The sequence below is a fragment of the Streptomyces hundungensis genome (genome assembly GCF_003627815.1).
GTDB classification, from domain to species: domain Bacteria; phylum Actinomycetota; class Actinomycetes; order Streptomycetales; family Streptomycetaceae; genus Streptomyces; species Streptomyces hundungensis_A.
In genome coordinates, this window is record NZ_CP032698.1 from 3,947,379 (window position 1) to 3,970,962 (window position 23,584).

22 protein-coding genes are annotated in these 23,584 nt (G+C 72.3%); 12 read left to right on the forward strand and 10 right to left on the reverse strand.

Annotation, left to right across the window (positions count from 1 at the left end):
• Window positions 1-129 precede the first annotated feature (129 nt).
• Window positions 130-1,773, forward strand: coding sequence for a DNA repair helicase XPB (locus DWB77_RS17535; RefSeq protein ID WP_120727902.1), 1,644 nt, complete (start codon window positions 130-132; stop codon window positions 1,771-1,773).
• On the opposite strand, the gene DWB77_RS17540 is transcribed toward DWB77_RS17535, so the two are convergent.
• Together DWB77_RS17540 and DWB77_RS17545 are read right to left on the reverse strand one after the other, a co-directional pair.
• Window positions 1,731-2,921 carry a glycosyltransferase 87 family protein gene (locus DWB77_RS17540; protein ID WP_428985127.1) on the reverse strand — a complete coding sequence of 397 codons (1,191 nt, stop codon included), beginning with the start codon at window positions 2,919-2,921 and terminating at the stop codon, window positions 1,731-1,733. The two genes, DWB77_RS17535 and DWB77_RS17540, sit on opposite strands and share 43 nt — an antisense overlap.
• 64 nt (window positions 2,922-2,985) lie before the next feature.
• Window positions 2,986-3,192 carry a hypothetical protein gene (locus DWB77_RS17545; protein WP_120722160.1) on the reverse strand — a complete coding sequence of 69 codons (207 nt, stop codon included), beginning with the start codon at window positions 3,190-3,192 and terminating at the stop codon, window positions 2,986-2,988.
• Window positions 3,193-3,474: 282 nt separating this feature from the next.
• On the opposite strand from DWB77_RS17545, the gene DWB77_RS17550 reads away from it, so the two are divergent.
• Complete coding sequence (locus DWB77_RS17550) at window positions 3,475-4,374, forward strand: sigma-70 family RNA polymerase sigma factor (RefSeq protein ID WP_120722161.1); 900 nt, start codon at window positions 3,475-3,477, stop codon at window positions 4,372-4,374.
• Window positions 4,375-4,861: 487 nt separating this feature from the next.
• Window positions 4,862-6,847: a HelD family protein gene (locus tag DWB77_RS17555; RefSeq protein ID WP_174248706.1), complete on the forward strand. Its 1,986-nt coding sequence runs from the start codon at window positions 4,862-4,864 to the stop codon at window positions 6,845-6,847.
• Here DWB77_RS17555 and DWB77_RS17560 read toward each other — a convergent pair.
• Both DWB77_RS17560 and DWB77_RS17565 read right to left on the reverse strand, forming a co-directional pair.
• Complete coding sequence (locus DWB77_RS17560; RefSeq protein ID WP_120722163.1) at window positions 6,842-7,213, reverse strand: DUF397 domain-containing protein; 372 nt, start codon at window positions 7,211-7,213, stop codon at window positions 6,842-6,844. The genes DWB77_RS17555 and DWB77_RS17560 overlap by 6 nt on opposite strands.
• Window positions 7,210-8,091, reverse strand: coding sequence for a helix-turn-helix domain-containing protein (locus DWB77_RS17565; protein ID WP_120722164.1), 882 nt, complete (start codon window positions 8,089-8,091; stop codon window positions 7,210-7,212). Before DWB77_RS17565 ends, DWB77_RS17560 begins: the two co-directional genes overlap by 4 nt.
• A gap of 158 nt (window positions 8,092-8,249) precedes the next feature.
• Between DWB77_RS17565 and DWB77_RS17570 the strand changes: the two genes are divergently transcribed.
• Entirely contained in the window at window positions 8,250-8,729 is a 480-nt protein-coding gene (locus tag DWB77_RS17570; RefSeq protein ID WP_120722165.1) for an ATP-binding protein, read from the forward strand.
• 61 nt (window positions 8,730-8,790) lie between these two features.
• Here DWB77_RS17570 and DWB77_RS17575 read toward each other — a convergent pair whose 3' ends face one another.
• A complete protein-coding gene (locus DWB77_RS17575; RefSeq protein ID WP_120722166.1) occupies window positions 8,791-9,480 on the reverse strand; it encodes a copper homeostasis protein CutC in 690 nt (229 codons plus the stop codon).
• A 65-nt stretch (window positions 9,481-9,545) separates the two neighbouring features.
• Window positions 9,546-10,448 carry a hypothetical protein gene (locus DWB77_RS17580; protein ID WP_120727906.1) on the reverse strand — a complete coding sequence of 301 codons (903 nt, stop codon included), beginning with the start codon at window positions 10,446-10,448 and terminating at the stop codon, window positions 9,546-9,548.
• A gap of 221 nt (window positions 10,449-10,669) precedes the next feature.
• Here DWB77_RS17580 and DWB77_RS17585 point away from each other — a divergent pair, with 221 nt between their 5' ends.
• Window positions 10,670-12,931, forward strand: coding sequence for a heavy metal translocating P-type ATPase (locus DWB77_RS17585; protein WP_120722167.1), 2,262 nt, complete (start codon window positions 10,670-10,672; stop codon window positions 12,929-12,931).
• 116 nt (window positions 12,932-13,047) lie between these two features.
• Here the strand turns inward: DWB77_RS17585 and DWB77_RS17590 are convergent, their stop codons facing one another.
• On the reverse strand, window positions 13,048-13,926 hold the full coding sequence (locus DWB77_RS17590; protein WP_120722168.1) for a sigma-70 family RNA polymerase sigma factor: 879 nt from the start codon (window positions 13,924-13,926) through the stop codon (window positions 13,048-13,050).
• Window positions 13,927-14,473: 547 nt separating this feature from the next.
• On the opposite strand from DWB77_RS17590, the gene DWB77_RS17595 reads away from it, so the two are divergent.
• The 3 genes from DWB77_RS17595 (at window position 14,474) to DWB77_RS17605 (ending at window position 17,549) form a co-directional block, all read left to right on the forward strand.
• Window positions 14,474-15,121 (forward strand): HD domain-containing protein, encoded by a 648-nt coding sequence (locus DWB77_RS17595; protein WP_120722169.1) that lies wholly within the window; start codon window positions 14,474-14,476, stop codon window positions 15,119-15,121.
• A 46-nt stretch (window positions 15,122-15,167) separates the two neighbouring features.
• Window positions 15,168-15,683 carry a GNAT family N-acetyltransferase gene (locus DWB77_RS17600; RefSeq protein ID WP_246033555.1) on the forward strand — a complete coding sequence of 172 codons (516 nt, stop codon included), beginning with the start codon at window positions 15,168-15,170 and terminating at the stop codon, window positions 15,681-15,683.
• Between the two features lie 660 nt (window positions 15,684-16,343).
• Window positions 16,344-17,549, forward strand: coding sequence for a Cmx/CmrA family chloramphenicol efflux MFS transporter (locus DWB77_RS17605; RefSeq protein WP_120722171.1), 1,206 nt, complete (start codon window positions 16,344-16,346; stop codon window positions 17,547-17,549).
• 246 nt (window positions 17,550-17,795) lie between these two features.
• On the opposite strand, the gene DWB77_RS17610 is transcribed toward DWB77_RS17605, so the two are convergent.
• The 3 genes from DWB77_RS17610 to DWB77_RS17620 all read right to left on the reverse strand — a co-directional run bounded on the left by DWB77_RS17610 (window position 17,796) and on the right by DWB77_RS17620 (window position 18,997).
• Window positions 17,796-17,999, reverse strand: a complete 204-nt coding sequence (locus DWB77_RS17610) for a cold-shock protein (RefSeq protein ID WP_120722172.1) — start codon at window positions 17,997-17,999, stop codon at window positions 17,796-17,798.
• Between the two features lie 357 nt (window positions 18,000-18,356).
• A complete protein-coding gene (locus DWB77_RS17615) occupies window positions 18,357-18,623 on the reverse strand; it encodes a DUF4031 domain-containing protein (RefSeq protein WP_120722173.1) in 267 nt (88 codons plus the stop codon).
• Complete coding sequence (locus tag DWB77_RS17620; RefSeq protein WP_120722174.1) at window positions 18,620-18,997, reverse strand: hypothetical protein; 378 nt, start codon at window positions 18,995-18,997, stop codon at window positions 18,620-18,622. Before DWB77_RS17620 ends, DWB77_RS17615 begins: the two co-directional genes overlap by 4 nt.
• A 153-nt stretch (window positions 18,998-19,150) precedes the next feature.
• Between DWB77_RS17620 and DWB77_RS17625 the strand changes: the two genes are divergently transcribed.
• From DWB77_RS17625 to DWB77_RS17640, 4 genes are all read left to right on the forward strand, one after another.
• Complete coding sequence (locus tag DWB77_RS17625; protein WP_120722175.1) at window positions 19,151-20,068, forward strand: MurR/RpiR family transcriptional regulator; 918 nt, start codon at window positions 19,151-19,153, stop codon at window positions 20,066-20,068.
• Between the two features lie 65 nt (window positions 20,069-20,133).
• Window positions 20,134-21,063, forward strand: a complete 930-nt coding sequence (gene murQ / locus DWB77_RS17630) for an N-acetylmuramic acid 6-phosphate etherase (RefSeq protein ID WP_120722176.1) — start codon at window positions 20,134-20,136, stop codon at window positions 21,061-21,063.
• 213 nt (window positions 21,064-21,276) lie between these two features.
• On the forward strand, window positions 21,277-21,705 hold the full coding sequence (locus DWB77_RS17635; protein WP_246033556.1) for a hypothetical protein: 429 nt from the start codon (window positions 21,277-21,279) through the stop codon (window positions 21,703-21,705).
• Window positions 21,706-21,709: 4 nt separating this feature from the next.
• A complete protein-coding gene (locus DWB77_RS17640) occupies window positions 21,710-23,572 on the forward strand; it encodes an alpha/beta hydrolase (protein ID WP_120722177.1) in 1,863 nt (620 codons plus the stop codon).
• Window positions 23,573-23,584: the final 12 nt, after the last annotated feature.

Below are 23,584 nucleotides of genomic sequence, written 5' to 3' on the forward strand. Positions count from 1 at the left end.
TGTGTTGCGCCACCCCCGGCCCGCACCCCCCGTTCACGGCCGGGGCGCCCCACCCGGGGCCCCGATGCGGCAGACTGGAAGTTTGCCCGCCCTGCCCGGGTGGCGATCCGCCGGAAGGACATGCCCCAGGTGACCGGACCACTCATCGTCCAGAGCGACAAGACCCTGCTCCTGGAGGTCGACCACGAGCAGGCCGACGCCTGCCGTCGCGCCATCGCGCCCTTCGCGGAGCTGGAGCGGGCCCCCGAGCACATCCACACCTACCGGCTGACGCCGTTGGGCCTGTGGAACGCGCGGGCCGCCGGGCATGACGCGGAGCAGGTCGTCGACGCCCTCGTCGAGTACTCGCGCTACCCCGTCCCGCACGCCCTGCTCGTCGACATCGCCGAGACGATGGACCGCTACGGCCGGCTCACCCTGAGCAAGCACCCCACCCACGGCCTGGTGCTGACCTCCACCGACCGTCCCGTACTCGAAGAGATCCTGCGGTCCAAGAAGGTCGCCCCGCTGGTCGGCGCCCGCATCGACGCGGACACGGTCGCCGTGCACCCCTCCGAGCGCGGCCAGATCAAGCAGACGCTGCTGAAGCTGGGCTGGCCGGCCGAGGACCTCGCGGGGTACGTGGATGGCGAGGCGCACCCGATCGAGCTCGCCGAGGACGGCTGGGCGCTGCGCCCGTACCAGCGGCAGGCCGTCGAGGGGTTCTGGCACGGCGGCAGCGGTGTGGTGGTGCTGCCCTGCGGCGCGGGCAAGACGCTGGTCGGCGCCGGGGCGATGGCCGAGGCGAAGGCGACCACGCTCATCCTGGTCACCAACACCGTCTCGGCCCGCCAGTGGAAGCACGAGCTGGTGAAGCGGACCAGCCTGACCGAGGACGAGATCGGCGAGTACAGCGGGACGAAGAAGGAGATCCGTCCCATCACGATCGCCACGTACCAGGTGCTCACCACCCGCCGTAAGGGCGTCTACGCGCATCTGGAGCTGTTCGACTCCCGGGACTGGGGCCTGATCGTCTACGACGAGGTGCATCTGCTGCCCGCGCCGGTCTTCAAGTTCACCGCCGACCTCCAGGCCCGCCGCCGGCTCGGTCTGACGGCGACGCTTGTGCGCGAGGACGGCCGCGAGTCGGACGTGTTCTCGCTGATCGGTCCCAAGCGGTTCGACGCGCCGTGGAAGGAGATCGAGGCGCAGGGTTACATCGCGCCCGCCGACTGCGTCGAGGTGCGGGTCAACCTCACGGACAGCGAGCGGCTCGCGTACGCGACCGCCGAGACCGAGGAGAAGTACCGCTTCTGTGCGACGACGGCGACCAAGCGGAAGGTCACCGAGGCGCTGGTACGGAAGTTCGCGGGTCAGCAGATCCTCGTCATCGGCCAGTACATCGACCAACTCGACGAGCTGGGCGAGCACTTGAACGCTCCCGTCATCAAGGGCGAGACCACCAACGCGCAGCGCGAGAAGCTGTTCGGGGCGTTCCGCGAGGGCGAGATCAGCGTCCTCGTGGTGTCGAAGGTGGCGAACTTCTCGATCGACCTGCCGGAGGCGACGGTCGCCATCCAGGTGTCGGGTACGTTCGGCTCCCGCCAGGAGGAGGCCCAGCGCCTCGGCCGTGTGCTGCGCCCGAAGGCCGACGGTCACCAGGCGCACTTCTACTCGGTGGTGGCCCGCGACACCATCGATCAGGACTTCGCGGCGCACCGCCAGCGCTTCCTGGCCGAGCAGGGCTACGCCTACCGGATCATGGACGCGGACGAACTCCTCGCGGGCAACTGAGCATCCGGCTCCACCGGGGCGGCCCTTCGACCGGAGCGCCGGGTCGCCCACCCCAGCACCGCGAGCCCGACCAGCGCGTAGGGCGAGGCCAACGGCTGCTGCCAGAGCGGTAGTTGGAGGTCGAGTTCGCCCGCGTGCGGTACGAGCCAGAGGGTGCGGGCGGTGAAGACGACCGCGAGCACGACGGCCGCACGTGCCCGCCCCTCCCCGGCCGCCAGGGCGATCAGCGGGACGCACCACACCCAGTGGTGCGACCAGCTGATGGGCGAGATCAGCAGGGCGGTGAAGGAGCTCACCAGCAGGGCGTGGCGCTCCTCGGCCCGGCGGGCGATCCACAGCCCTGCGGCGCCGACGACGAGCGCGCCCGCCGCCCACACCATCCCCGGCGCGGGGGTGTGCAACAGCCGCGCGAGCAGCCCTTGCAAGGACTGATTGTCGACGATCCACGCCTTGCCGACGCGGCCGGTCTCGAAGAGGCGGCGGGTGAAGAACTCGACGCTGGCGTAAGGGAGTACGAGCGCTGCGACCAGCACGGTCGTGATGAATCCGGCCAGCGCGGTGAGGGCCTCGCGGACGCGTCCCCGTACCAGCAGATGGAGCACGAAGAAGAGCGGCGTGATCTTGATCCCGGCGGCGAGCCCGACCGCGAACCCCTTCGCGAAGGCACCCGCCGGCCGGGACAGGTCCCAGAGCACGAGGCAGACGAGTGCGAGGTTGACCTGCCCGAAGATCAGGGTCTGGAAGACGGGTTCGAGCCACAGCGCGAGCGCGGTGGCGGCGAGCACGTGCGCGGCGCGGACCTCGATGCGCGCGAAGCGGCAGGACAGCACCACGAGGAGCGCGAGCAGCGCGACATTGGCCCCGCAGAAGGCCGCCTTGAGCGCGGACAGCGGCACGAAGGCAGTGGGCAGGAACAGCAGGGCGGCGAACGGCGGGTAGGTGGCGGGCAGGTGCCATGGCGTGACGGTGAACCCGTAGAGCGGTCCGCCGTGCGCGACGGCTGCGCCCTCCGCCCGGTAGACCTGGGCGTCCGCCATGGGGATCCGCAGGGCGGCACAGAGCACGGTGAGCGCGGCCAGCGAAAGCCCGAGCAGGACGATGGCCCGGGTGGTGGCGGCTGCACGCGGCGTACGGACGGTCACAGTCACACGAAGTGACCCTAGCGGTACGGTCGGTCAGCGCCGAGGACGGTCGCCAGGGGGCCGCGCCGAGTCAGCCCTGGTGGCGCCGGCGGACGCCCGCCTCCTCCGCGAACTCGCCCATCACCACCACGCTGAACGCGGCGCCGGCGAGCACCTTCGCGGCCCGGACCGCGTTGCCGATCTTGTGGGTACGGTGAGGGGCGGCGCCCGAGGCGGTGGCGCCGCGCGGGGTGCCGGGACGGGCGGAGGGGGCTGGGGTGCAGGTCGTTGTACTCATGTATCCATGATGGATTTCGGACAACCCCGGCACATCGACCCCCGGGTTGAACCTCCCCGCCCCCCGCGTAGTCCTCTGGTCCGACGCCGTCCCCTACGGGTATGAGCCGGGACCCCCTGAGGGCGGGACCAAGGCCTCCCCCTCGCCCGGGACCACCGTCCCCGGCCCAGTCCGGCGAAAGACCTGCCCCCGCGCCTGTCACACCACGCCCCCTTCCGGTGTCAGAGCAGCACCACCACTGCCACCAGCGCCACCACGCAACGCGACGGAGGAACAGCAGACATGGTCGACGACGAGTACCTCGCGCAGCGCTTCGAGGAGCACCGCGGTCATCTGCGCGCGGTGGCGTACCGGATGCTGGGCTCCCTCAGTGAGGCCGAGGACGCCGTCCAGGAGGGCTGGCTGCGGGCCAGCCGCGCGGACAGCGGGGCGGTGGACAACCTGGGCGGCTGGCTGACCACGATCGTCGCGCGGATCTGCCTCAACATGCTGCGGGCGCGCGGCACCCGGCGGGAGGCGGCCCTCGACGTCGGGGAGTACGAGTACGTGCACGTGCCGGACCCGGTGCTCGGCCCGGTGGACGGGGCCGACCCCGAGCAGGAGGTGCTGCTCGCCGACTCGGTGGGCCTGGCCCTGATGGTGGTCCTGGAGACGCTGGCCCCCGCCGAGCGGCTGGCCTTCGTGCTGCACGACATGTTCGCGGTGCCGTTCGAGGACATCGCGCCGATCGTCGACAAGACGCCTGCGGCGACCCGTCAGCTCGCCAGCCGGGCGCGACGGCGGGTGCAGGGCCGGGTGCCCTCGCCCTCGCCCGACCGCGCCCGCCAGCGCGAGGTGGTCGAGGCGTTCATCTCGGCGGCGCGCGGCGGCGACTTCGAGGCGCTGCTCGCGCTGCTCGACCCGGACGTGGTGCTGCGGGCCGATGCGGGGGCGTTGCCGACGACGAAGCTGGTGCGGGGGGCTCGGGCGGTGGCCGAACAGGCCAACAGCTTCCGCAAGTTGGCGGCGTTCAACCGCCTGGTCCTGGTCAATGGCGCGCCGGGCATTCTGGCGGTGGTGGGGGGACGGGTGGTCTCGGTGCTGGCCTTCACGCTGGGCGAGGACGCCCGAATCACCGAGCTGAACATCCTCGCCGACCCCACCCGCCTCCACCCCCTGAACCCCCTGGGGCTGACGCCATAACCCCCCGGGGCTCCGCCCCAGACCCCGGCGCGCTTGCCCACCCACCCGCCCGTGCAGCGGGTTGGTTGGTTCCGGTCCCCTGGGGCTCCGCCCCAGACCCCGTTCGCGCCTAAAGGGCGCTCGTCCTCAATCGCCGGACAGGCTGTAGGTGCCCCAGCACCGGCACGGCTAGGGGCGCGGGGAACTGCGCGCCCAGCCACCCACGGTCCGCAGACGAGCTCACCCCCGGAGGGTTTCGGGAAGGGGCGGGGTGGGGGAAAACCATTCGCCCCACCCCCACCCCCCTCGCTAAAATCCCCACCCCCCGCCCTCCCCGGAGGCGCCGCCCCCCGTCCGGAAACCGGGAGGCCGCCGTACCGCCACCAAACACGGCACGGCCCGTACCCACCCCCGCCGGAGGCAACCCGTGCCCGCGCACGCCCCCACCCCCAACCCCCTCGACCACGAACGCACCCACCTCGCCCACTCCCGCGCCGCCCTGCGCGCGATGCGCGAGGACGTCCAGGCCCTGGACATCAAGGACGTCACCGCGAACTGGGTGAACGCCGCCGTCCTCCAGCGCCAGATCGACGACCGCATCAAGGCCCTCGCCGACCTCTCCCACACCCCCCTCTTCTTCGGCCGCCTGGACTACCTGCACGCCCCCGGCGCGGACCTCGCCGAGGGCGCCGGGGGCGAGAGGTTCTACATCGGGCGCCGCCACGTCCACGACGCCGACGGCGACCCGATGGTCATCGACTGGCGCGCCCCCGTCTCGCAGCCGTTCTACCGCGCGTCGAAGAAGGACCCGCTGGACGTCTCGCTGCGCCGCCGTTTCGGTTACACCGGGGGCGAGTTGACGGCGTACGAGGACGAGCACCTGATGGACGCCACGGAGACCGCCCGGACCAGCAAGCTGCTCCAGGCGGAGATCGAGCGCCCGCGCGTGGGCCCGATGCGGGACATCGTGGCCACCATCCAGCCCGAGCAGGACGAGATCGTACGGTCGGGTCTGAGCGGCAGCGTGTGCGTGCAGGGAGGGCCGGGCACCGGCAAGACCGCCGTGGGCCTGCACCGGGTCGCGTATCTGCTGTACGCGCACCGGGACCGGCTGGCCCGCACCGGCACCCTCGTCATCGGCCCGAACAAGTCCTTCCTGCACTACATCGAGCAAGTCCTGCCCGCGCTGGGCGAGTTGGAGGTCAAGCAGGCGACCGTGGACGACCTGGTGGCCTCGACGGGCGTCGAGGTGCGGGGTACCGATCCCGCCGAGGCGGCCGTGATCAAGGGTGACGCCCGCATGGCCGAGGTGCTGCGCCGCGCGGTCTGGTCGCACGTGACCACCCCCTCCGAGCCCCTGGTCGTGGTGCGCGGCTCGCGCCGCTGGCGCGTACCGGCGTACGAACTCGCCACGATCGTCGAGGAGTTGAGGGACCGCGACATCCGTTACGGTGCCGCGCGCGAGGCCCTGCCGCAGCGGATCGCGCACACGGTGCTCGTCCGGATGGAGCAGGCGGGCGAGGCACCCGACGACCGCGTGCAGGACGCGGTGGCCCGCAACACGGCGGTCAAGGCGGCCGTGAAGGCGATCTGGCCGCCGGTGGACCCGGCGAAGCTGGTGCTGCGCCTGCTGAACGAGCCCGCCTTCCTCGCCACGCACGCCGAGGGCATCCTCACCGACGACGAGCAGAAGGCGATCCTCGCCCCCAAGCCCGCCCGCAGCGTGAAGGCGGCCAAGTGGTCGGCGGCGGACGCGGTCCTCATCGACGAGACGAACGACCTGGTCGCCCGCACCCCCTCACTGGGCCATGTGGTGCTCGACGAGGCCCAGGACCTCTCCCCCATGCAGTACCGCGCGGTCGGCCGCCGCTGCACGACCGGTTCGGCGACCGTCCTCGGCGACCTGGCACAGGGCACCACGCCCTGGGCGACGGCGAGTTGGGCCGAGGCGCTGCGTCATCTCGGCAAGGGGGACGCGGTGGTGGAGGAGCTGACGGCCGGCTTCCGCGTGCCGCGCGAGGTCATCGCGTACGCCTCGAAACTGCTGCCCTCCATCTCGCCCGGCCTGGCCCCCGTGGAGTCGGTCCGTGAGACGCCGGGCTCCCTGGACGTACGCGCGGCGAGCACACCGGCCGAGCTGGACGCGGCCGTGGTGGCGGCCTGCGAGGAGTCCCTCGCCCACGAGGGCTCGATCGGCCTGATCGCCGCCGACGCCCGCATTCCCGTACTGGCCAAGGCACTTGAGGCAGCGGGCCTCGCCCATCTCGACCCCGGCGAGGAGACCACGGCGACCTCCCGCCTCACCCTGGTCCCGGCGTCCCTGGCGAAGGGCCTGGAGTACGACTACGTGGTCCTGGACGAACCGACCGCCGTGGTCGACGGCGAGCCCGACGAACGCACGGGCCTGCGCCGCCTGTACGTCGCCCTGACCCGAGCGGTCTCAGGCCTGACGATCGTCCACGCGAGCCCGCTGCCGCCCCAACTCGCCCTATAGGGGCCCGACTCCGGCGTACGCCACGAACTCGCCCCAGGCGCCGGGCGAAAGCGTGAGCTGAGGACCGGCCTTGTCCTTGGAGTCCCGGACGTGGATGACGGCGGGGGTGGCGGCGACCTCGACGCAGGAGTCACCGTCGCCGCTGCTGTAGCTGGACTTGCTCCAGCACGCGGAAACCTCGACGCAGGAGTCGCCCTCGGCGCTGCTGTAGCTGGACTTGCTCCAGCATTCGGCGACTTCGACGCAGGAGTCGCCAGACCCGCTGCTGTACGTCGACTTCCGCCAGTCGAGGGCGACTTCGACGCAATCGTCGCCGGAGCCGCTGCTGTAACTGCTCTTGAACCAGCCCAGTTCGGTTGTGCTCATGGCGCTCCTCGCAGTAGCTCCAGTCGGCCCACCGATTGCTCAGGCGTAAGGGCCTGTGACCGCAGTTTCGCATACCGCATGTGAAGCGTGCTGATCAGTTTGGGGTCGGAGACGAAGATGCCGCTCTCCTGCCCCTCGCAGTACCCGAACCACCGATGAGCCGGCGTTTCAGCGAGCCGAATGGGACCGGCCAATCCCGCGTGAACTCCCAAGCCCGCCGGGAGGATTTGAAGCTCGACGTTGCGAGCGGCCGTCCGCTCCAGGACGTAATCGATCAGCTCACGGGTCACGTCCGGCCCTCCCGTACGCCGCGCGAAGACGTGCTCGTCGACGATGAAGCTGTACGCCGTGTTGGGGCGCTCCGTGAGCAGCCGCTGCCTCTTCAGTCGAGCCACCATGTTCGCGTCGATCTGCGCGTCGGCCAGCGGCGGCAGTTGGGCCCGGAACAGCGCCAGCGCATACGCCTCCGTCTGGAGCAGCCCCGGGATCAGCCGGGACTCGTACGTGTACAGGCTGATCGCGGTGCGCTCCAGGCGGGCCCACCGGCGGAACCAGGACGCCAGGCCCGGCTGGCGGCTGAGGTGGCGGGCCGCAGCGGTCAGCGCGCCCGTGTTGCCCAGCGCTCGCTCCGCGCGCTCGATGAAGGCCGGGTCGGGCATGCGGCGGCCCAACTCCACTGAGGCGACCGTGTGTTTGGAGTAGCCGACCAGCGCCCCGAGCTGCGCGCGGCTCAGGCCGGCGTGTTCGCGCAGGGCCTGGACGACCGCGCCGAATGTCCGCAGGCTGTCGGAGGCCTCGGGCTCCCCGTCTCGGCCCTCGTGATCGTCCAGGCCCGCTTGATCCTCGTGATCGTCGTGGTCCTCGTGGTCCCATGGCATCGGCGGCCACCTCCAGGTGAACGGATCGCCCCGCGTTCGCAACTCACCCAGAGTTACGGCAGAAGGCCCGTACCGTCTACACCCTGTGCGCGTACGCTCGCGCAGCGTACGCGGCTCAGATCTGGTGGCGACCTCTGCGGGCCCCTCACCTTGGGGTTATGCATCTCGACATGGAACCCCGAGCCGAGCAACTCCCGGCTACCGTCTGTGCGTTCAGGAAGCGGTTCGCGTCCACGCGACGCGCGGCGGGGCTGGCGCGCAGGCTGGCGCAGGGGCAGTTGGCGGCCTGGGGCATCGCGCCGGAGAGCGAGGCGTCACGGACGGCGGCGCTGCTCGTGGCGGAGCTCGCCGCGAACGCGGTGCTGCACGCCTATGTGTCCGGGCGGGGCTTCGAGGTGGGGGTGGCGCTGCGCGAGGACGGCGTCCTGCGCATCGAGGTGACGGACACCCGGGCGGACAAGGCGCTGCCGGTGGTGGCCTCGGCCCCGGCGGCCGACTGCGAATCGGGGCGCGGGCTGCTCCTGGTGCAGGCGTTCGCGGACCACTGGGGGACGGTGGAGGGGCCGACCCCGCTCAAGACCGTATGGGCTCAACTGGCCTTGCCCGAGGGGGAGTTCATCCGGGTGCTTCGTCCCTGACGGGTCGCGCCGGGTGACGGGTGGGGCGGCCGCGCACCCCCCCCCAGCGCCGAGGGACCCGCTACGCGTCGAGCGCCGCGCGCCACTCGGCGACGGCGGCCGGGGACACCGGCTCACTCCATCCGCCGGGGCGGGACGCGCCGCCGATGTGGACCGCGTCGATCCCGGCGTCCCGCAGCACCGGCAGGTGGGTGAGCTGGAGGCCGCCGCCCACCAGGATGCGCGGCTCGTAGCCGGGTTCGCCGTGGCGCGCCGCCTCCGCGAGGAGCACGGGCAGGCCGTCGTCGACGCCGAGCGGGGAGCCGGCCGTGAGGTAGGTGTCGAGGCCCGCGAGACCGGAGAGCTCCTTGCGCAGGGCATCGCGGGACGCGGCCCGGTCGACGGCCCGGTGGAAGGTCCAGCGGCAACCGTCGAGCACCGGCGCCAGGGCGCGCAGGGCCGCCATGTCGGGGCCGCCGGTCTCGTCGAGGAAGCCCAGGACGAACTCATCCGCGCCTTCGGCCCGCAGCGCCTCGGCGTCCCGCAGGAGCGCGTCGACGTCGCCGGCCGCGAAACCGTCGTGCGCACGCAGCATCACGCGCAGCGGGATGTCGACGGCGGCGCGGATCGCCGCGAAGGTCTCCCGGGACGGGGTCAGGCCGTCGGCCGCCATGTCGGTCACCAGCTCCAGGCGGTCCGCCCCGCCGGCCTGGGCCGCGACGGCGTCCTGCGCGTCGAGCGCGATCACCTCAAGCAGTGCGCGGTTGCTCATCTGACCCCATTCCTCCGTAACCCGGGCCCCACTCGGACCCCAATAGGTCTAGTCCATTGACCAGCCTACGCGGCGAGATGCCCACCCGCGGCGACGGTAAAACCGGCGGTCCTGACCTTTCCGCCATGCTGGAAGTCCAGGAAGAGACGGTACGTACCGGCACTGGGCACAGTCGCGCCGAAGGAGACGACCGGCCCGGGGCCGCCCTCATTGGGGTGTACATGGAGATAGGCGAGGTCACCGGCGCGCAGCGCCACGAGGTGTCCGTACGCTCCGAGGTAGGGCTCCAGATCGGTCACCGGCCTGCCCTCCTTGGTGACGGACAGCTTCAGCTCGGCGGTCCTGCCCGGCGTCAGGTCGCCCGCGAGGCTCACCGTGTAGCCGTCCTCGACCGGGGCCGTCGCCGTCGGCGCGGGCAGCTCCTTGGGCGCGTACGCGCCCGAGACCGCGAGGTCGGCGCCGAGCACCAGGTTCTTGGCGTCCTTCGTGTCGCCGGGCGTGAAGTCGGCGAAGACCCGGTAGCCCCCGGCCTCGGGCAGCTCGGCCGGGACCGACCAGGTGCCGTCTGCGGCGCGTACCGGATGCAGGTGGCGGTACACGGCGAGGTCGTCGGAGGCGACGACGAGGTGCAGCTCCTTGCCGTGCTCGCTCTTGAACGCGGTCACCGGGCGCCCGTCATGCCCTGTCACCGCGAACCTGATCTCGGCGGCCCGGCCCGCTTCGAGGCGGGGCGTCCTGAGGTCGAGGGCGTACCCGCCTTCGGCGATCTGGAGGCCGCCGGGCAGTTCGGCCGCGCCGTCCTGTTCCTCGTGCCCGCCGTGCCCGGCCTTCGCGGTGGGCTCCCCGTGCGCGGCATGCCCGGCGGGCTGCGCCACGATCGGGTCGACGCCCTTGCCGACCCCGTAGGCGGTGCCGAAGGTCGCGGCGAGCGCGGCGGCGAAGGCGGTGATCTTCAGTCCTGTGCCCATGACGAATTTCATGACGAACTCCCTAGGAACGCTCTCCGGTGGGACGACCACGTCAACATACCCCCAGGGGGTATTAAGTCAAGAGGGGATCCGCCTTGCGCCGCGTACGCCCCGGGGGTATACATGACCTTGTCGCTGTACCCCCAGGGGGTATCAAAGTTTCCCCGTGGGTCCCGCCCACCGCCTCACCGCACGTAGCATTCGTACGAGGAGCCGCAGTCATGACCACGACCACCACACCCGGCGCCGCCGACGTCGAACTCGTCATCGGCGGCATGACCTGCGCCTCGTGCGCGGCGCGGATCGAGAAGAAGCTCAACCGCATGGACGGGGTCGAGGCGACCGTCAACTACGCCACCGAGAAGGCGAAGGTCACCTTCCGCGAGGACGTCTCGGTCGCCGACCTGATCGCCACCGTCGAGGCCACCGGCTACACCGCCAAGGAGCCCGCGCCGGTACGGACCGAGTCCGGCCCCGCCGAGGGTGAACGGGAGGAGGCCGCCGACGAGCTGCGGCCCCTGCGCCAGCGGCTGCTGACCGCGGCGGTGCTGGCCATCCCGGTCATCGCGATGTCGATGGTCCCCGCCCTCCAGTTCGAGTACTGGCAGTGGCTCTCGCTGACCCTGACCGCGCCCGTCGTCACCTACGCCGCGTGGCCCTTCCACCGGGCCGCCTGGACCAATGCCCGGCACGGCGCGGCCACCATGGACACGCTGATCTCGGTCGGCACCTCGGCCGCGTTCCTGTGGTCGCTGTGGGCGCTGTTCTTCGGCACCGCCGGCACCCCCGGCATGACCCACCCCTTCGAGCTGACCATCGGACGCTCGGACGGCGCGGGCAACATCTATCTGGAGGCCGCGGCCGGGGTCACCGCCTTCATCCTCGCCGGGCGCTACTTCGAGGCCCGCTCCAAGCGCAAGGCGGGCGCGGCCCTGAGGGCGCTGCTCGAACTCGGCGCCAAGGACGTCACCGTACTGCGGGCCGACGGGCGCGAACTGACCGTACCCACCGATGAGTTGAAGGTCGGCGACCGGTTCCTGGTGCGGCCCGGCGAGAAGATCGCCACCGACGGCACGGTCGTCGAGGGCTCCTCCGCGGTCGACGCCTCCATGCTCACCGGCGAGTCCGTCCCCGTGGAGGTGGCCCCCGGCGACGCCGTCACAGGCGCCACGCTCAACGCGGGCGGCCGGCTCGTCGTCGAGGCGTCCCGGGTCGGCGCGGACACCCAGCTCGCCCGCATGGCCAAGCTCGTCGAGGACGCCCAGAACGGCAAGGCCGCCGCCCAGCGGCTCGCGGACAAGATCTCCGCCGTCTTCGTGCCGGTCGTCATCGGCCTCGCCCTGGCCACCCTCGGATTCTGGCTCGGCAACGGCTCCGGCCTCACCGCCGCGTTCACCGCCGCCGTCTCCGTACTAATCATCGCCTGCCCCTGCGCCCTGGGCCTGGCCACCCCGACCGCCCTCATGGTCGGCACCGGCCGCGGCGCCCAGCTCGGCATCCTGATCAAGGGCCCCGAGGTCCTGGAGACGACCCGCAAGGTCGACACGATCGTCCTGGACAAGACGGGCACGGTGACGACCGGCCGCATGACCCTGCTCGCCGTCCACACCACCGACACCACCGACGAGGCCGAAGTCCTGCGCCTGGCAGGGGCGTTGGAGCACTCCTCGGAACACCCCATCGCCCGGGCCGTCGCCGACGGCGCCGCCGCCAAGGTCGGCCCGCTGCCCACCCCCGAGGACTTCGCCAACATCGCCGGTCTCGGCGTCCAGGGCGTCGTGGACGGTCACGCGGTCCTGGTCGGGCGCGAGAACCTGCTCGGGGACTGGGCCATGGAGCTCACCCCGGCGCTGAAGCGCGCGAAGGAGGAGGCCGAGGCGGCGGGGCGTACCGCCATCGCGGTCGCCTGGGACGGCGAGGCCCGCGCGGTCCTGGAGGTCGCCGACGCCATCAAGGAGACCAGCCCCGAGGCGATCCGGCGACTGCGCGCGCTGGGCCTCACCCCGATCCTGCTCACCGGCGACAACCGGGCCGTCGCCGAGGCGGTCGCGGCCGAGGTCGGCATCGACACGGTGTACGCGGAGGTCATGCCGCAGGACAAGGTCGATGTGGTCAAGTCCCTTCAGGCGGAAGGTCGTTCGGTCGCCATGGTCGGCGACGGCGTCAACGACGCGGCCGCCCTCGCCCAGGCCGACCTGGGCCTCGCCATGGGCACGGGCACGGACGCCGCGATCGAGGCCGGCGACCTCACCCTGGTCCGCGGCGACCTGCGGGCGGCGGCCGACGCGATCCGGCTCTCCCGCAAGACGCTCGGCACGATCAAGTCCAACCTGTTCTGGGCCTTCGCGTACAACGTCGCCGCGCTGCCCCTGGCGGCGGCCGGCCTCCTCAACCCGATGATCGCGGGGGCCGCGATGGCCTTCTCCTCGGTCTTCGTGGTCGGCAACTCGCTGCGTCTGCGGGGGTTCCAGGCCACGGTCTGACCGAGCCCGGCCGCCCTCTGAACCCCCGTGCGTGATGCGGGGGTTCAGGTCGTCAGGAGGTCCTCTGGGGGTCAGGTCGTCAGGACGGTCAGAACCCGCGTGCCCGCGGCGGGGGTTCAGGTCGTCAGGACGGTCAGGTCGAGCGTGCCGAGCCGCTCCGGGTCGGCCAGGATGTCGATGGTGGTGATCCGCCCCGCGGCGATGGTGAACGCCATCACCGACAGCGGCCGCCCCTCGGTCAGTGAGACGAGCCCGGGGCTGCCGTTGACCAGTACCAGGATGGTGAACTCGGCGAGCCGCGCCCCGAACACGGCCCCGCCCGCCACCGCCCGCGCACCGCGCAGCACACCGCCGGGCCGCAGCTCACCGCCGTCGGAGCGGGCCACCACGTCCGGGTCGAGCACCGCGACCAGCGCGTCGAAGTCGCCTTCGCGGGCCGCCGCCATGAACGCCTCCACCACCTCGCGGCGGCCCGCCGGATCCATGTCGGAGGCCGGGGCGCCACCCCGGACCCGCCGCCTGGCCCGGGAGGCGAGCTGGCGGGCGGCGGCGGGCGTGCGGCCGACGATGGGGGCGATCTCGTCGAACGGTACGGCGAACAGGTCGTGCAGTACGAAGGAGAGCCGCTCGGCGGGGCTCAGCGTCTCCAGGACGACGAGCAGTGCGAGCCCCACCGAGTCGGCGAGCAGCACCTCGTCCTGCGGGCCCGCGCCGTCGGCGCCCGTGACGATCGGGTCGGGCACGTGCAGCCCGAGCGGGTCCTCGCGGCGCGAGGCGCGGGCGCGCAGCATGTCGAGGCAGACCCGCCCGACGACCGTGGTCAGCCAGCCCCCCAGACTGGCCACCGTGCCGGTGTCGGACCGGCTGAGCCTCAGCCAGGCCTCCTGCACGGCGTCGTCGGCCTCGTGCAGCGACCCGAGCATCCGGTAGGCCACCGCCCGCAGATGTCCGCGATGCCCCTCGAACCGCTCGGCCAGGTACTCGTCCGCGTGCATCCCACGTCTCCTCACACCGGTTGCACCAGCTCCTTCACCGGGCTGACGCCCGGGAGGGCGCGGATGTGACAGGCCCCCTCCGGGGCCCCCTGGGGCTCCGCCCCAGACCCCACGGGTTTGCCCACCCACCCGCCCGTGCAGGGGGCTGGAGGGTTCGGCCCCTGGGGCTCCGCCCCAGACCCCTGCGGGGGCTCCGCCCCCTGCACCCCCGTTCGCGCCTTAAGGGCGCTCGTCCTCAATCTCCCCCAAGGCCTTAAGGGCCAGGGGGGACCCCCATGACAGGCTGAGGTGCTGGCCAGCACCGAGTAGCTAGGGGCGCGGGGAACTGCGCGAGACGCGGGCACGGTCCGCACACGACGTCGGGTTTCAGGGGCGCGAGGAACTGCGCGACCAGCCACGCACGGTCCGCAGCCGAAACCGGGGTTTCCTGGGGCTCCGCCCCAGACCCTGTTCGCGCCTTAAGGGCGCTCGCCCTCAATCGCCGGACAGGCTGAAGGTGCGGGCCAGCACCGAGTGGTTAGGGGCGCGCCCCGCTACCCTCGGCCGCATGCCCCACCCCAACGACCTCCTCCTCCGCTGGCACCAGGCGATCCTCGCGACCCGCTCCCCCGCGAACAGCCCCGTGGACCCCACCCCGTACGGGGAGAACCTGCTCGCCCGCTGGGCGGAACCGCAGCGCCACTACCACGACACCACCCACCTCACCGCGGTCCTGGACCACATCGACGTGCTGGAGCGCTACGCCGACCAGCCCGACCTCGTACGCCTCGCCGCGTGGTTCCACGACGCCGTGTACCTGCCGGACCGCTCCGAGAACGAGGAGCGTTCGGCACGGCTCGCCGAACGGGCGCTGCCCGAGGCCGGGTTGAGCCGCGAGGACACCGCCGAGGTCGCCCGTCTGGTGCGCCTCACCGTCACCCACGCGCCCGAGGAGGGCGACGCGAACGGCGCCGTGCTGTGCGACGCGGACCTCGCGATCCTCGCCGCCGCCCCGGACGCTTACGCCGCGTACGCCGCCGCCGTGCGCGAGGAGTACGCCTTCGTGCCGGACGAGGCGTTCCGCTCCGGCCGCGGCGAGGTGCTGGCCCAACTGCTCGCGCTGCCCGCCCTGTTCCGCACCCCGCACGGCGTACGCGCGTGGGAGGGACCGGCTCGGGAGAATCTCGAGGCGGAACTGACCCTGCTGACCGCATAATCGGGCCGAGACCACCGCTCGCCCCGACCCAAGGCAGGTGTCCCGCGTGCTCCCGGTGACAGTCCAGGCCGATCGCATCGCCCTGCACGAGCTGACCCGCGCGTCGGCCGCGGCGCTCCAGGACGGCGGCTCCGGCGGCTGGCGGTGGGCGCCCGGCGGCCCCCACGAGGGCAGCCGTTTCGCCGCCGCGAAGATGCTCGCGGGCATCGAGACCGGGCGGCACCGCACGGGCTGGGGCGCGTATGTCATCGTCCGCGCCGAGGACGGCCGGGCGATCGGCGGCATCGGCTTCCACGGCCCGCCCGAGGACGGCCGCGTGGAGATCGGCTACGACCTCGCGGAGTCCGCGCGCGGCCAGGGGTACGCGACCGAGTCCCTCGCCGTCCTCACCGCCTGGGCGCTGGCCCAGCCCGACGTCGAGACGGTGTACGCGACGACGGACGAGGACAACACGGCTTCGCAGCGCGTCCTGGAACGAGCGGGGTTCCGGCGGGTGGGCGACACGCCGCGCACGATTGGCGGCCGCCGGCGTCAACACGTCTTCGAACACACCGGCGCCTGACCGGGGCCCTCCGCAGCCACCCCGCACCCCCCGGAGCCAGCCCCGGGCCCCCTACCCCACATCCCGTGCGGAGCATGCCCACGTCTCGCGCAGTTCCCCGCGCCCCTAACCACTCGCCGCTGGCCAGCACCCCAGCCCGTCATGGGGGTCCCCCCTGGCCCTTAAGGCCTTGGGGGAGATTGAGGACGAGCGCCCTTAAGGCGCGAACGGGGTCTGGGGCGGAGCCCCAGGGCCTTCGCCTGCCGACCGTGCCCGCGTCTCGCGCAGTTCCCCGCGCCCCTTAAGTGCTCTGCGCTGGCCAGCACCCCAGCCCGTCCGGCGTTAGAGGACGAGCGCCGTTCAGGCGCGAACGGGGGTGCAGGGGGCGGAGCCCCCGCAGGGGTCTGGGGCGCAGCCCCAGGGCTCAGCCGATTCAACCCGCCGCACGGGTGGGCGGGTGGGCAAACGCCCGGGGTCTGGGGCGGAGCCCCAGGGGGCCGGACCTACCAACCCGCTGCACGGGCGGGTGGGTGGGCGAACCCGCTGGGGGCTAGGGCGGAGCCACAGGGAATGGGGATGCGGGGAGGGGCGTTGGCACTTGGTATGCCCGCCGAGCCCATACCCACGCCCGTGCCCGCACCCACCCCCACCCCCCCACCGCCCCCCGCCCAAGGGGCCCGCATGCCCCTGGCCGTCTACATCCTCGGCCTCTCCGTCTTCGCACTCGGCACGAGCGAGTTCATGCTGACCGGCCTGCTCCCGGCCATCGCGGACGACATGAACGTCTCGATCCCCCAGGCGGGCCTGCTGATCTCGGCCTTCGCGATCGGCATGGTGGTGGGCGCCCCCCTGCTCGCCGTGGCCACCCTGCGACTGCCCCGCCGTACCACCCTCATCGCGCTGATCACGGTGTTCGGCCTGGGTCAGGTCGCGGGCGCGCTCGCCCCGAACTACGCCCTGCTCTTCGCCTCCCGGATCGTGTCCGCACTGGCCTGCGCCGGGTTCTGGGCGGTCGGCGCCGCGGTCGCCATCGCGATGGTGCCGGTGAACGCGCGGGCCCGCGCGATGGCCGTCATGATCGGCGGCCTGTCGATCGCGAACGTCCTGGGCGTGCCGCTGGGCGCACTGCTCGGTGACGGCCTGGGCTGGCGTTCGGCGTTCTGGGCGGTCGGCGCGGCCTCCGCGATCGCCCTGGTCGGCATCCTGACCCGTATCCCGCGCATCCCGCTGCCCGCCGAGAAGCCCCGGCTCAGGCAGGAGCTGCGTATCTACCGCGACCCGCAGGTGCTGTTCTCGGTCGCCGTCACGGCGCTCGCCGCGGGTGGCGTGTTCTGCGCGTTCAGCTACCTCAAGCCGCTCCTGACGGACGTGGCGCACGTCGACGCGGGCTGGGTCCCGGCCGTGCTCGGCCTCTTCGGGGTGGGTGCGCTGATCGGTACGACGATCGGCGGCCGGGTCGCCGACGCGCACCTGTTCGGCGTGCTGCTCAGCGGCATCACCGCCTCGACGGTGTTCCTGGTCGCGCTGGCCCTGTTCGCCTCGACGCCCGCAGTCGCGGTCGCCCTGTCGTTCCTGATCGGCCTGTCGGCGTTCTACACGGCCCCGGCGCTCAACGCCCGGATGTTCAACGTGGGCGGCGCCGCCCCGACGCTGGCCGGCGCGACCACGACGTCCTCGTTCAACCTGGGCAACACCGCGGGGCCCTGGCTCGGCGGTCTCGTGATCAGCGCGAACCTGGGTTTCGCCGCCACGGCCTGGGCGGGCGCCGCGATGACGGTGCTCGCGCTCGTGCTGGTCGCCGCCTCCCTGCGGCTGCACCGCTCGCAGTTCCGCGTGGTGGCCCGCTCGGCGGAGCGGGCGCCCGCGGCGGCCTGCGTGGAGGCCTGACCCGCACGCGACCGGACTCCGGGCCCCGGGCCCGACCAGACCCGGCCGCCCGGTCGCCCGGCCGCACCGGCAAAGGCGCCCCGCACCCATTCCCCGGGTGCCGAACGCACAAAAGCGCCCCGCACCCATCCCTCGGGTGTCGAACGTACAAAGGCGCCCCGCACCCATCCCTCGGGTGCGGGGCGCCTCCGCGTTCCCCCGGGCCGAAGCCGGGGTCACCGCATCACTGATTCAGCGAGTCACTGACTAGGCGGGGGAGACGTTCTCCGCCTGCGGGCCCTTCGGGCCCTGGGTGACGTCGAAGACCACGGCCTGGTTCTCCTGGAGCTCGCGGAAGCCGGTGGAGTTGATCGCGGAGTAGTGGACGAAAACGTCCGGGCCGCCGCCGTCCTGCGCGATGAAGCCGAAGCCCTTTTCGGCGTTGAACCACTTCACGGTGCCGGTTGCCATGTGTTTCCCCTGTCGAGGATCGCGGGGTACTGGCTTGTCAGTACCCCTGGGTGAGGTGATCGCCCTGGTCCTCGGACATTGCTGCACAGCAAACGCCCACGGCGTAAACCGCGGGCGCTGAGACTTCGGAACCACGACTACTGGCAAGGAAGTTAGCCGATCCGCGATCGTCTGGCTACGGGCCGCAGCCGAACCGGCGACAAGTTCCGGCCCCCGGAGTCCTCCGTCCGGGGCAGAAGCGGCGGCGCGTGGCGGCTCCGGGACCGGCCGCTCCAGGTGCCGCGTCGCCCGGGTCCGCCCCCGGGTTGCCCCCGGGCCACCCCCGGGTCCGCCCCCGGCAACCGGCCGCGCCCGGCCTCAGGCCGGCCGCCCCTTCGGGCGTCTGAGCCCCGCCCCGGTCAGCCGGCGTACCAGCTCCTTCGAGCCGATCTCCACCGCGCCCGCCCGCACCGCGTCCGCGTACCGGTGGGACGGCACGTCGTAGTGATCGCCGTCGAAGGCGCGCGAAGGGCAGCCGATGGACGCCGCGAACGTATGCAGTTCCTCGTACGAGACGTCGCTGACCAGGTGCGACCACATGCGGCCGTGTCCCGGCCAGGTCGGCGGGTCGATGTAGAGCGTCATCCGACGGGACCACCGAGCCCACCGAGACCGCCGACGCGGGACACCACGACGCCCGCCTTGCCGCACACCCAGTGCGGGTCGGGCCCGAGCTCCGGCTCCACGTCGAGGGCGTGCGGGTCGCCGCCGTCGCACACCGGGCACAGCGGCCAGCGTCCGTACCGCTCAAGGAGCGCGTCCTGTACGTCCTGGGCGACCAGACCCGCGACGTACTCCGTGCCCTCGGGCCACTGCTCCACCCACCAGCGTCGGTGGGTCACCGCGTCCTCGACCATCGAGACGACGTCCGCGTGCGCCACGTCGCGCGCCGCGAGGTCGGCGAGGACCAGGGCGCGGGCGGCGTGCAGGGCTTGTTCCAGAGGTTGTACGTCGTCCATGCCCTCCATTGTCACCCCAGCCGCACCAGCGCCACCGGGCCGAGGGGTGGACCGAGGGTGGGCCGAAGGTGGGACCGAGGTGGGACCGATGCGGGGCCCGAGGGGTGGCCCGAGGGGGTTGACCTCACCCCGTCCCGAAAATATCTTTCAGAGGTGACCCATTACGTGAAGGAAAGTTTCAGCGGGGGTGCCCCGCCCGCGCCGGCCGCCCTCGCGGCCAAGGTGCGCACGCTCGCCCCGTCCATGACCCGCTCCATGCAGCGGGTCGCCGAAGCCGTCGCCGGCGACCCGGCCGGCTGCGCGGCCCTCACGGTCACCGGCCTCGCCGAGCTCACCGGCACCAGCGAGGCCACCGTCGTGCGCACCGCCCGCCTCCTGGGTTACCCCGGCTACCGCGACCTGCGCCTCGCGCTCGCGGGCCTCGCCGCCCAGCAGCAGTCGGGCCGGGCCCCCGCCGTCACCGCGGACATAGCGGTGGACGACCCGATCGCGGACGTCGTCGCCAAGCTCGCCTACGACGAGCAGCAGACCCTCGCCGACACCGCGGCCGCCCTCGACACCGTCCAACTGGGCGCCGCGGTGGGCGCGTTGGCGGGTGCCCGGCGCATCGACATCTACGGCGTCGGCGCCTCGTCCCTGGTCGGCCAGGACCTGGCGCAGAAGCTACTGCGCATAGGCCTCATCGCCCACGCCCACACCGACCCGCACCTGGCCGTCACCAACGCCGTGCAACTGCGCTCGGGGGACGCTGCGGTCGCCATCACCCACTCCGGCTCGACGGGCGACGTCATCGAGCCCCTGCGGGTCGCCTTCGACCGCGGCGCCACCACGATCGCGATCACCGGCCGCCCGGACGGCCCGATCTCGCAGTACGCCGATCACGTCCTGACCACGTCCACGGCGCGCGAGAGCGAGCTGCGCCCGGCCGCGATGTCGTCCCGTACGAGCCAACTCCTCGTCGTGGACTGCCTGTTCATCGGCATCGCCCAGCGCACCTACGAAACCGCGGCCCCGGCCCTCTCCGCCTCGTACGAGGCGCTGGCCCACCGCCACAACCCCCGCACCCGCTGAGACCACCACCGGCCCCACCCCTTCGCACCCGCCAGAGCCGTCCGCAGAGAAAGAGCAGCGTCACCATGACCACCCAGGACTACGCCGAGCTCCGCGCCCAACTGGCCACCCTCACCACCGAGGCGTTCCGGCCCGAGCTCGCGGAGATCGACCAGCTGCCGACCGCCGAGATCGCGCGGATCATGAACGGCGAGGACGCCACGGTCCCGGCGGCCGTCGCCGAGCGGCTCCCGGACATCGCGGCGGCCATCGACGCCACGGCCGCGCGGATGGCGAGCGGCGGCCGGCTGGTCTACGCGGGCGCCGGCACGGCCGGGCGGCTCGGCGTCCTGGACGCCAGCGAGTGCCCGCCCACCTTCAACACGGACCCCTCCGAGGTCGTCGGCCTCATCGCGGGCGGTCCCTCCGCGATGGTCCGGGCGGTCGAAGGCGCGGAGGACTCCCGGCAGTTGGCGGCCGAGGACCTGACGGCGCTCGGCCTGACCTCCCTGGACACCGTCGTCGGCGTCTCGGCCTCGGGCCGCACCCCGTACGCGGTCGGCGCGGTCGAGCACGCGCGGCGGCTCGGCGCCCTCACGATCGGCCTCTCCTGCAACGCGGACAGCGCGCTTGCGGCGGCGGCCGAGCACGGCATCGAGGTCGTGGTGGGCCCGGAGCTCCTGACGGGCTCGACGCGGCTGAAGTCCGGCACGGCCCAGAAGCTGGTCCTCAACATGATCTCGACGATCACGATGATCCGGCTCGGCAAGACCTACGGGAACCTGATGGTCGACGTACGGGCCTCCAACGAGAAGCTCCGCGCCCGCTCGCGCCGCATCGTGGCACTGGCCACGGGGGCGGGCGACGCCGAGATCGAGGCCGCGCTGGCCGCCACGGACGGCGAGGTGAAGAACGCGATCCTGGTCATCCTCGGCGGGGTGGAGGGCGCCACCGCCGCCCGCCTCCTGTCCGACTCCCAGGGCCACCTACGAGCGGCCCTGCACGCGGCCCTCTGACCGTCCGAAGCCCCCTCATGCCCCGGCTGCCCGCCCCCTTTACCGCCCGCCCCTGAGGCGAATCACTCTTGCGCGGGCCGTACGCCCCCTGCTACGCGAAGCGCCACCATTTTCGGCCGACGTGCTGCGGGCGCTTGCCCGGCTCAAGATCTACATGCCTAACTTTGTACGGGCGGCGCGGAGGCCGCACGGGGAACGAGGGCGCGGGGGGACATGAGTACCGCGGCATATCCGGAAAGCTGGCAGCGCCTGCTCGACCAGGCGGGACCGCCGCCCGCCCCGTCCCTGCACCTGGCCTCGGCCGCACCGGGCGGGGGCGACCTCCATCACACCCCCAAACCCTGGAACGACGCCGCCGGTGCCGCCCACTCGCTGCGCACCGACACCGACACGGCCAGGTCCGGACTGATCACGGCCCATGCCGGTCTCGACACGAGCGGTGCCGGGCTGCTGAGCGTGACGGCGCTCAAGACCGTCCTGACGTCCTGGGAGCAACGGCTCGGCGCCGTACGCGACGAGTGCGCCGACCTGGAACCGAAGTTGCGCGAAGTGGCCCGCACCATGGGCGGCACCGACCACGCGGTCCGGTCCTCCATAGCCGGTTACGCCGACCCTGTCCCGGCCGACGAGAAGGGGCGCTGACGGCGTGCTCACCTGGCAGCACCTCCGCGACCTGCGGCCGGCCGGTCTTCAGAGCGCGGCCGACGGCTGGGGCGACGTCAGCCGCCATGCCGACGCGGCCCGCGACCGGCTCAGCAACGAGATGCTCGGCGCGATCGAGAAGTCCCAGACCGGCAACGCGGCGGACAGCGCGGCCGGCCGTCTGCGCGGCCTGGACCGCAACTACGACTACATCCACATCGAGTGCGGTCTGATCCGCACGGCCCTGGACTCACTCGCCTACGAACTGGCGGGCCCCCAGCGGAAGTTGCTGGACGCCCTGGACGAAGCGGCGGCGTTGAAGTTCACCGTCGGCACGGACGGCTCCGTGAGCTATCCGCCCGGCGGGGAGAACCTGATCTCGAAACAGCCCCTCCCCGGCGGCAGCGCGACGGGCGGATCGCCCTTGCTGTCCCGCCCGCCGGCCCTCACCCAGACCCCGCCCGGCTTCACCGACACCAACCCGAACCACGCCAAGGCCCAGGCCATAGCGGACCAGATCCTCGCCGCACTCCAGGAAGCCCGCCGCGTCGACGAGCGCTTCAGCACGACCCTCGCCAAGCTCAAGGCCGAGCCCGGCCTCGGCGTGGCCACGGCGACCTGGCAGGACATGGCCGCCGACGCGGCGGCGGTGCGCGCGGTCGCCGACCAGTACCTGAAGAACGACATCCCCACGGCCAAGTCCCCCGCCGAACGCAAGGCCTGGTGGACCTACCTCACGGAGAAGGAACGCGAGGAGTACCTCGCCGCCTACCCGGACATCATCGGCAACCTGGAAGGCATCCCGAGCGCGGTCAGGGACACGGCGAACCGGGACAACTTGCAGGTGCTGATCGGTAAGTTGGCGGGAGCGGGCGACGAGGCGTCGAAGACGAAGTTGGCCGGACTGCTGTCCATCGACAAGCAGCTGAACGCCGTTCCGGAACCTGGTGTGCCGCCCATGTACCTGCTCGGGATCGGAGACCACGACAACGGCCGTGCGATCGTCTCCTTCGGTGATCCCGATGCCGCTCGCAATGTCTCCGCATACGTCCCGGGGCTCTCCACCAAGTTGAGTGAGCACTTCGCGACGAACGACATCGAGCGTGCCCGCGCGACCGCCAAGTCCGCCGCCTTCCTGGACCACTCCAGTGCATCCATCGTCTGGCTCGGCTACGACGCTCCACAGCTACCGGCCGAGCAAGTCGTCGATGACCTGGCCGTCATGGGAACACACGACGCCGAGGTGGGCGCGACGGCGTACAACCACTTCATGGACGGCATCCGCACGACGAACCAGAACGCCGATCCGCACATCACCGCCATCGGCCACTCCTACGGTTCGCTCACCGTCGGCCTGGCCGCGCAGCAGGCCGGCGGCATTCCCGGCGCCGACGACATCATCCTCGTCGGGAGCCCGGGCACGGAGGCGAAAACCGCCGACGACCTCGGGGTGGGACGCGACCACGTCTATGTGGGCGCAGCCGAGAATGATCCCGTGACCATGCTGCCGAACAAGAAGGAAGCGACGGGTGTCCTGGGCGGAGCGGCCGTCGGGGCGCTCGGAGGGTTCGTCGTGCCGATGCCCGGGGGGACGATCCTGGGTGCCGCGGAAGGCGCCCTGGAGGGCTACATAATCGGAGACGCGGCGAGCGACCCCTCCCAGATCTACTTCGGTACCGATCCCGCGAACCACGCTTTCGGAGCCCATCGATTCCAGGTCGGTGACGGCCCGCGCCCCTTCATCGACGGGCAGGGGCCCGTACCGGCCCATTCGAACTACTTCGACGACGACCCGGTCTCCGCGGCCAACATCGCCGCGATCGTCGCGGGACAGCCCCAACTGGTCACCTCCCAGGAGCCCCGATGACACACCTCCGCC

What these genes read in the sequence shown, in the direction of transcription:
- DWB77_RS17585 (WP_120722167.1), top strand. Translation starts at nt 10,670, where the DNA reads ATGACCACGACCACCACACCCGGCGCCGCCGACGTCGAACTCGTCATC.
- murQ (WP_120722176.1), top strand. Translation starts at nt 20,134, where the DNA reads ATGACCACCCAGGACTACGCCGAGCTCCGCGCCCAACTGGCCACCCTC.
- DWB77_RS17550 (WP_120722161.1), top strand. Translation starts at nt 3,475, where the DNA reads ATGGTCGACGACGAGTACCTCGCGCAGCGCTTCGAGGAGCACCGCGGT.
- DWB77_RS17595 (WP_120722169.1), top strand. Translation starts at nt 14,474, where the DNA reads ATGCCCCACCCCAACGACCTCCTCCTCCGCTGGCACCAGGCGATCCTC.
- DWB77_RS17620 (WP_120722174.1), bottom strand. Translation starts at nt 18,997, where the DNA reads ATGGACGACGTACAACCTCTGGAACAAGCCCTGCACGCCGCCCGCGCC.
- DWB77_RS17590 (WP_120722168.1), bottom strand. Translation starts at nt 13,926, where the DNA reads ATGCACGCGGACGAGTACCTGGCCGAGCGGTTCGAGGGGCATCGCGGA.
- DWB77_RS17560 (WP_120722163.1), bottom strand. Translation starts at nt 7,213, where the DNA reads ATGAGCACAACCGAACTGGGCTGGTTCAAGAGCAGTTACAGCAGCGGC.
- DWB77_RS17610 (WP_120722172.1), bottom strand. Translation starts at nt 17,999, where the DNA reads ATGGCAACCGGCACCGTGAAGTGGTTCAACGCCGAAAAGGGCTTCGGC.
- DWB77_RS17580 (WP_120727906.1), bottom strand. Translation starts at nt 10,448, where the DNA reads ATGGGCACAGGACTGAAGATCACCGCCTTCGCCGCCGCGCTCGCCGCG.
- DWB77_RS17565 (WP_120722164.1), bottom strand. Translation starts at nt 8,091, where the DNA reads ATGCCATGGGACCACGAGGACCACGACGATCACGAGGATCAAGCGGGC.
- DWB77_RS17545 (WP_120722160.1), bottom strand. Translation starts at nt 3,192, where the DNA reads ATGAGTACAACGACCTGCACCCCAGCCCCCTCCGCCCGTCCCGGCACC.
- DWB77_RS17605 (WP_120722171.1), top strand. Translation starts at nt 16,344, where the DNA reads ATGCCCCTGGCCGTCTACATCCTCGGCCTCTCCGTCTTCGCACTCGGC.
- DWB77_RS17635 (WP_246033556.1), top strand. Translation starts at nt 21,277, where the DNA reads ATGAGTACCGCGGCATATCCGGAAAGCTGGCAGCGCCTGCTCGACCAG.
- DWB77_RS17575 (WP_120722166.1), bottom strand. Translation starts at nt 9,480, where the DNA reads ATGAGCAACCGCGCACTGCTTGAGGTGATCGCGCTCGACGCGCAGGAC.
- DWB77_RS17570 (WP_120722165.1), top strand. Translation starts at nt 8,250, where the DNA reads ATGCATCTCGACATGGAACCCCGAGCCGAGCAACTCCCGGCTACCGTC.
- DWB77_RS17615 (WP_120722173.1), bottom strand. Translation starts at nt 18,623, where the DNA reads ATGACGCTCTACATCGACCCGCCGACCTGGCCGGGACACGGCCGCATG.
- DWB77_RS17555 (WP_174248706.1), top strand. Translation starts at nt 4,862, where the DNA reads ATGCGCGAGGACGTCCAGGCCCTGGACATCAAGGACGTCACCGCGAAC.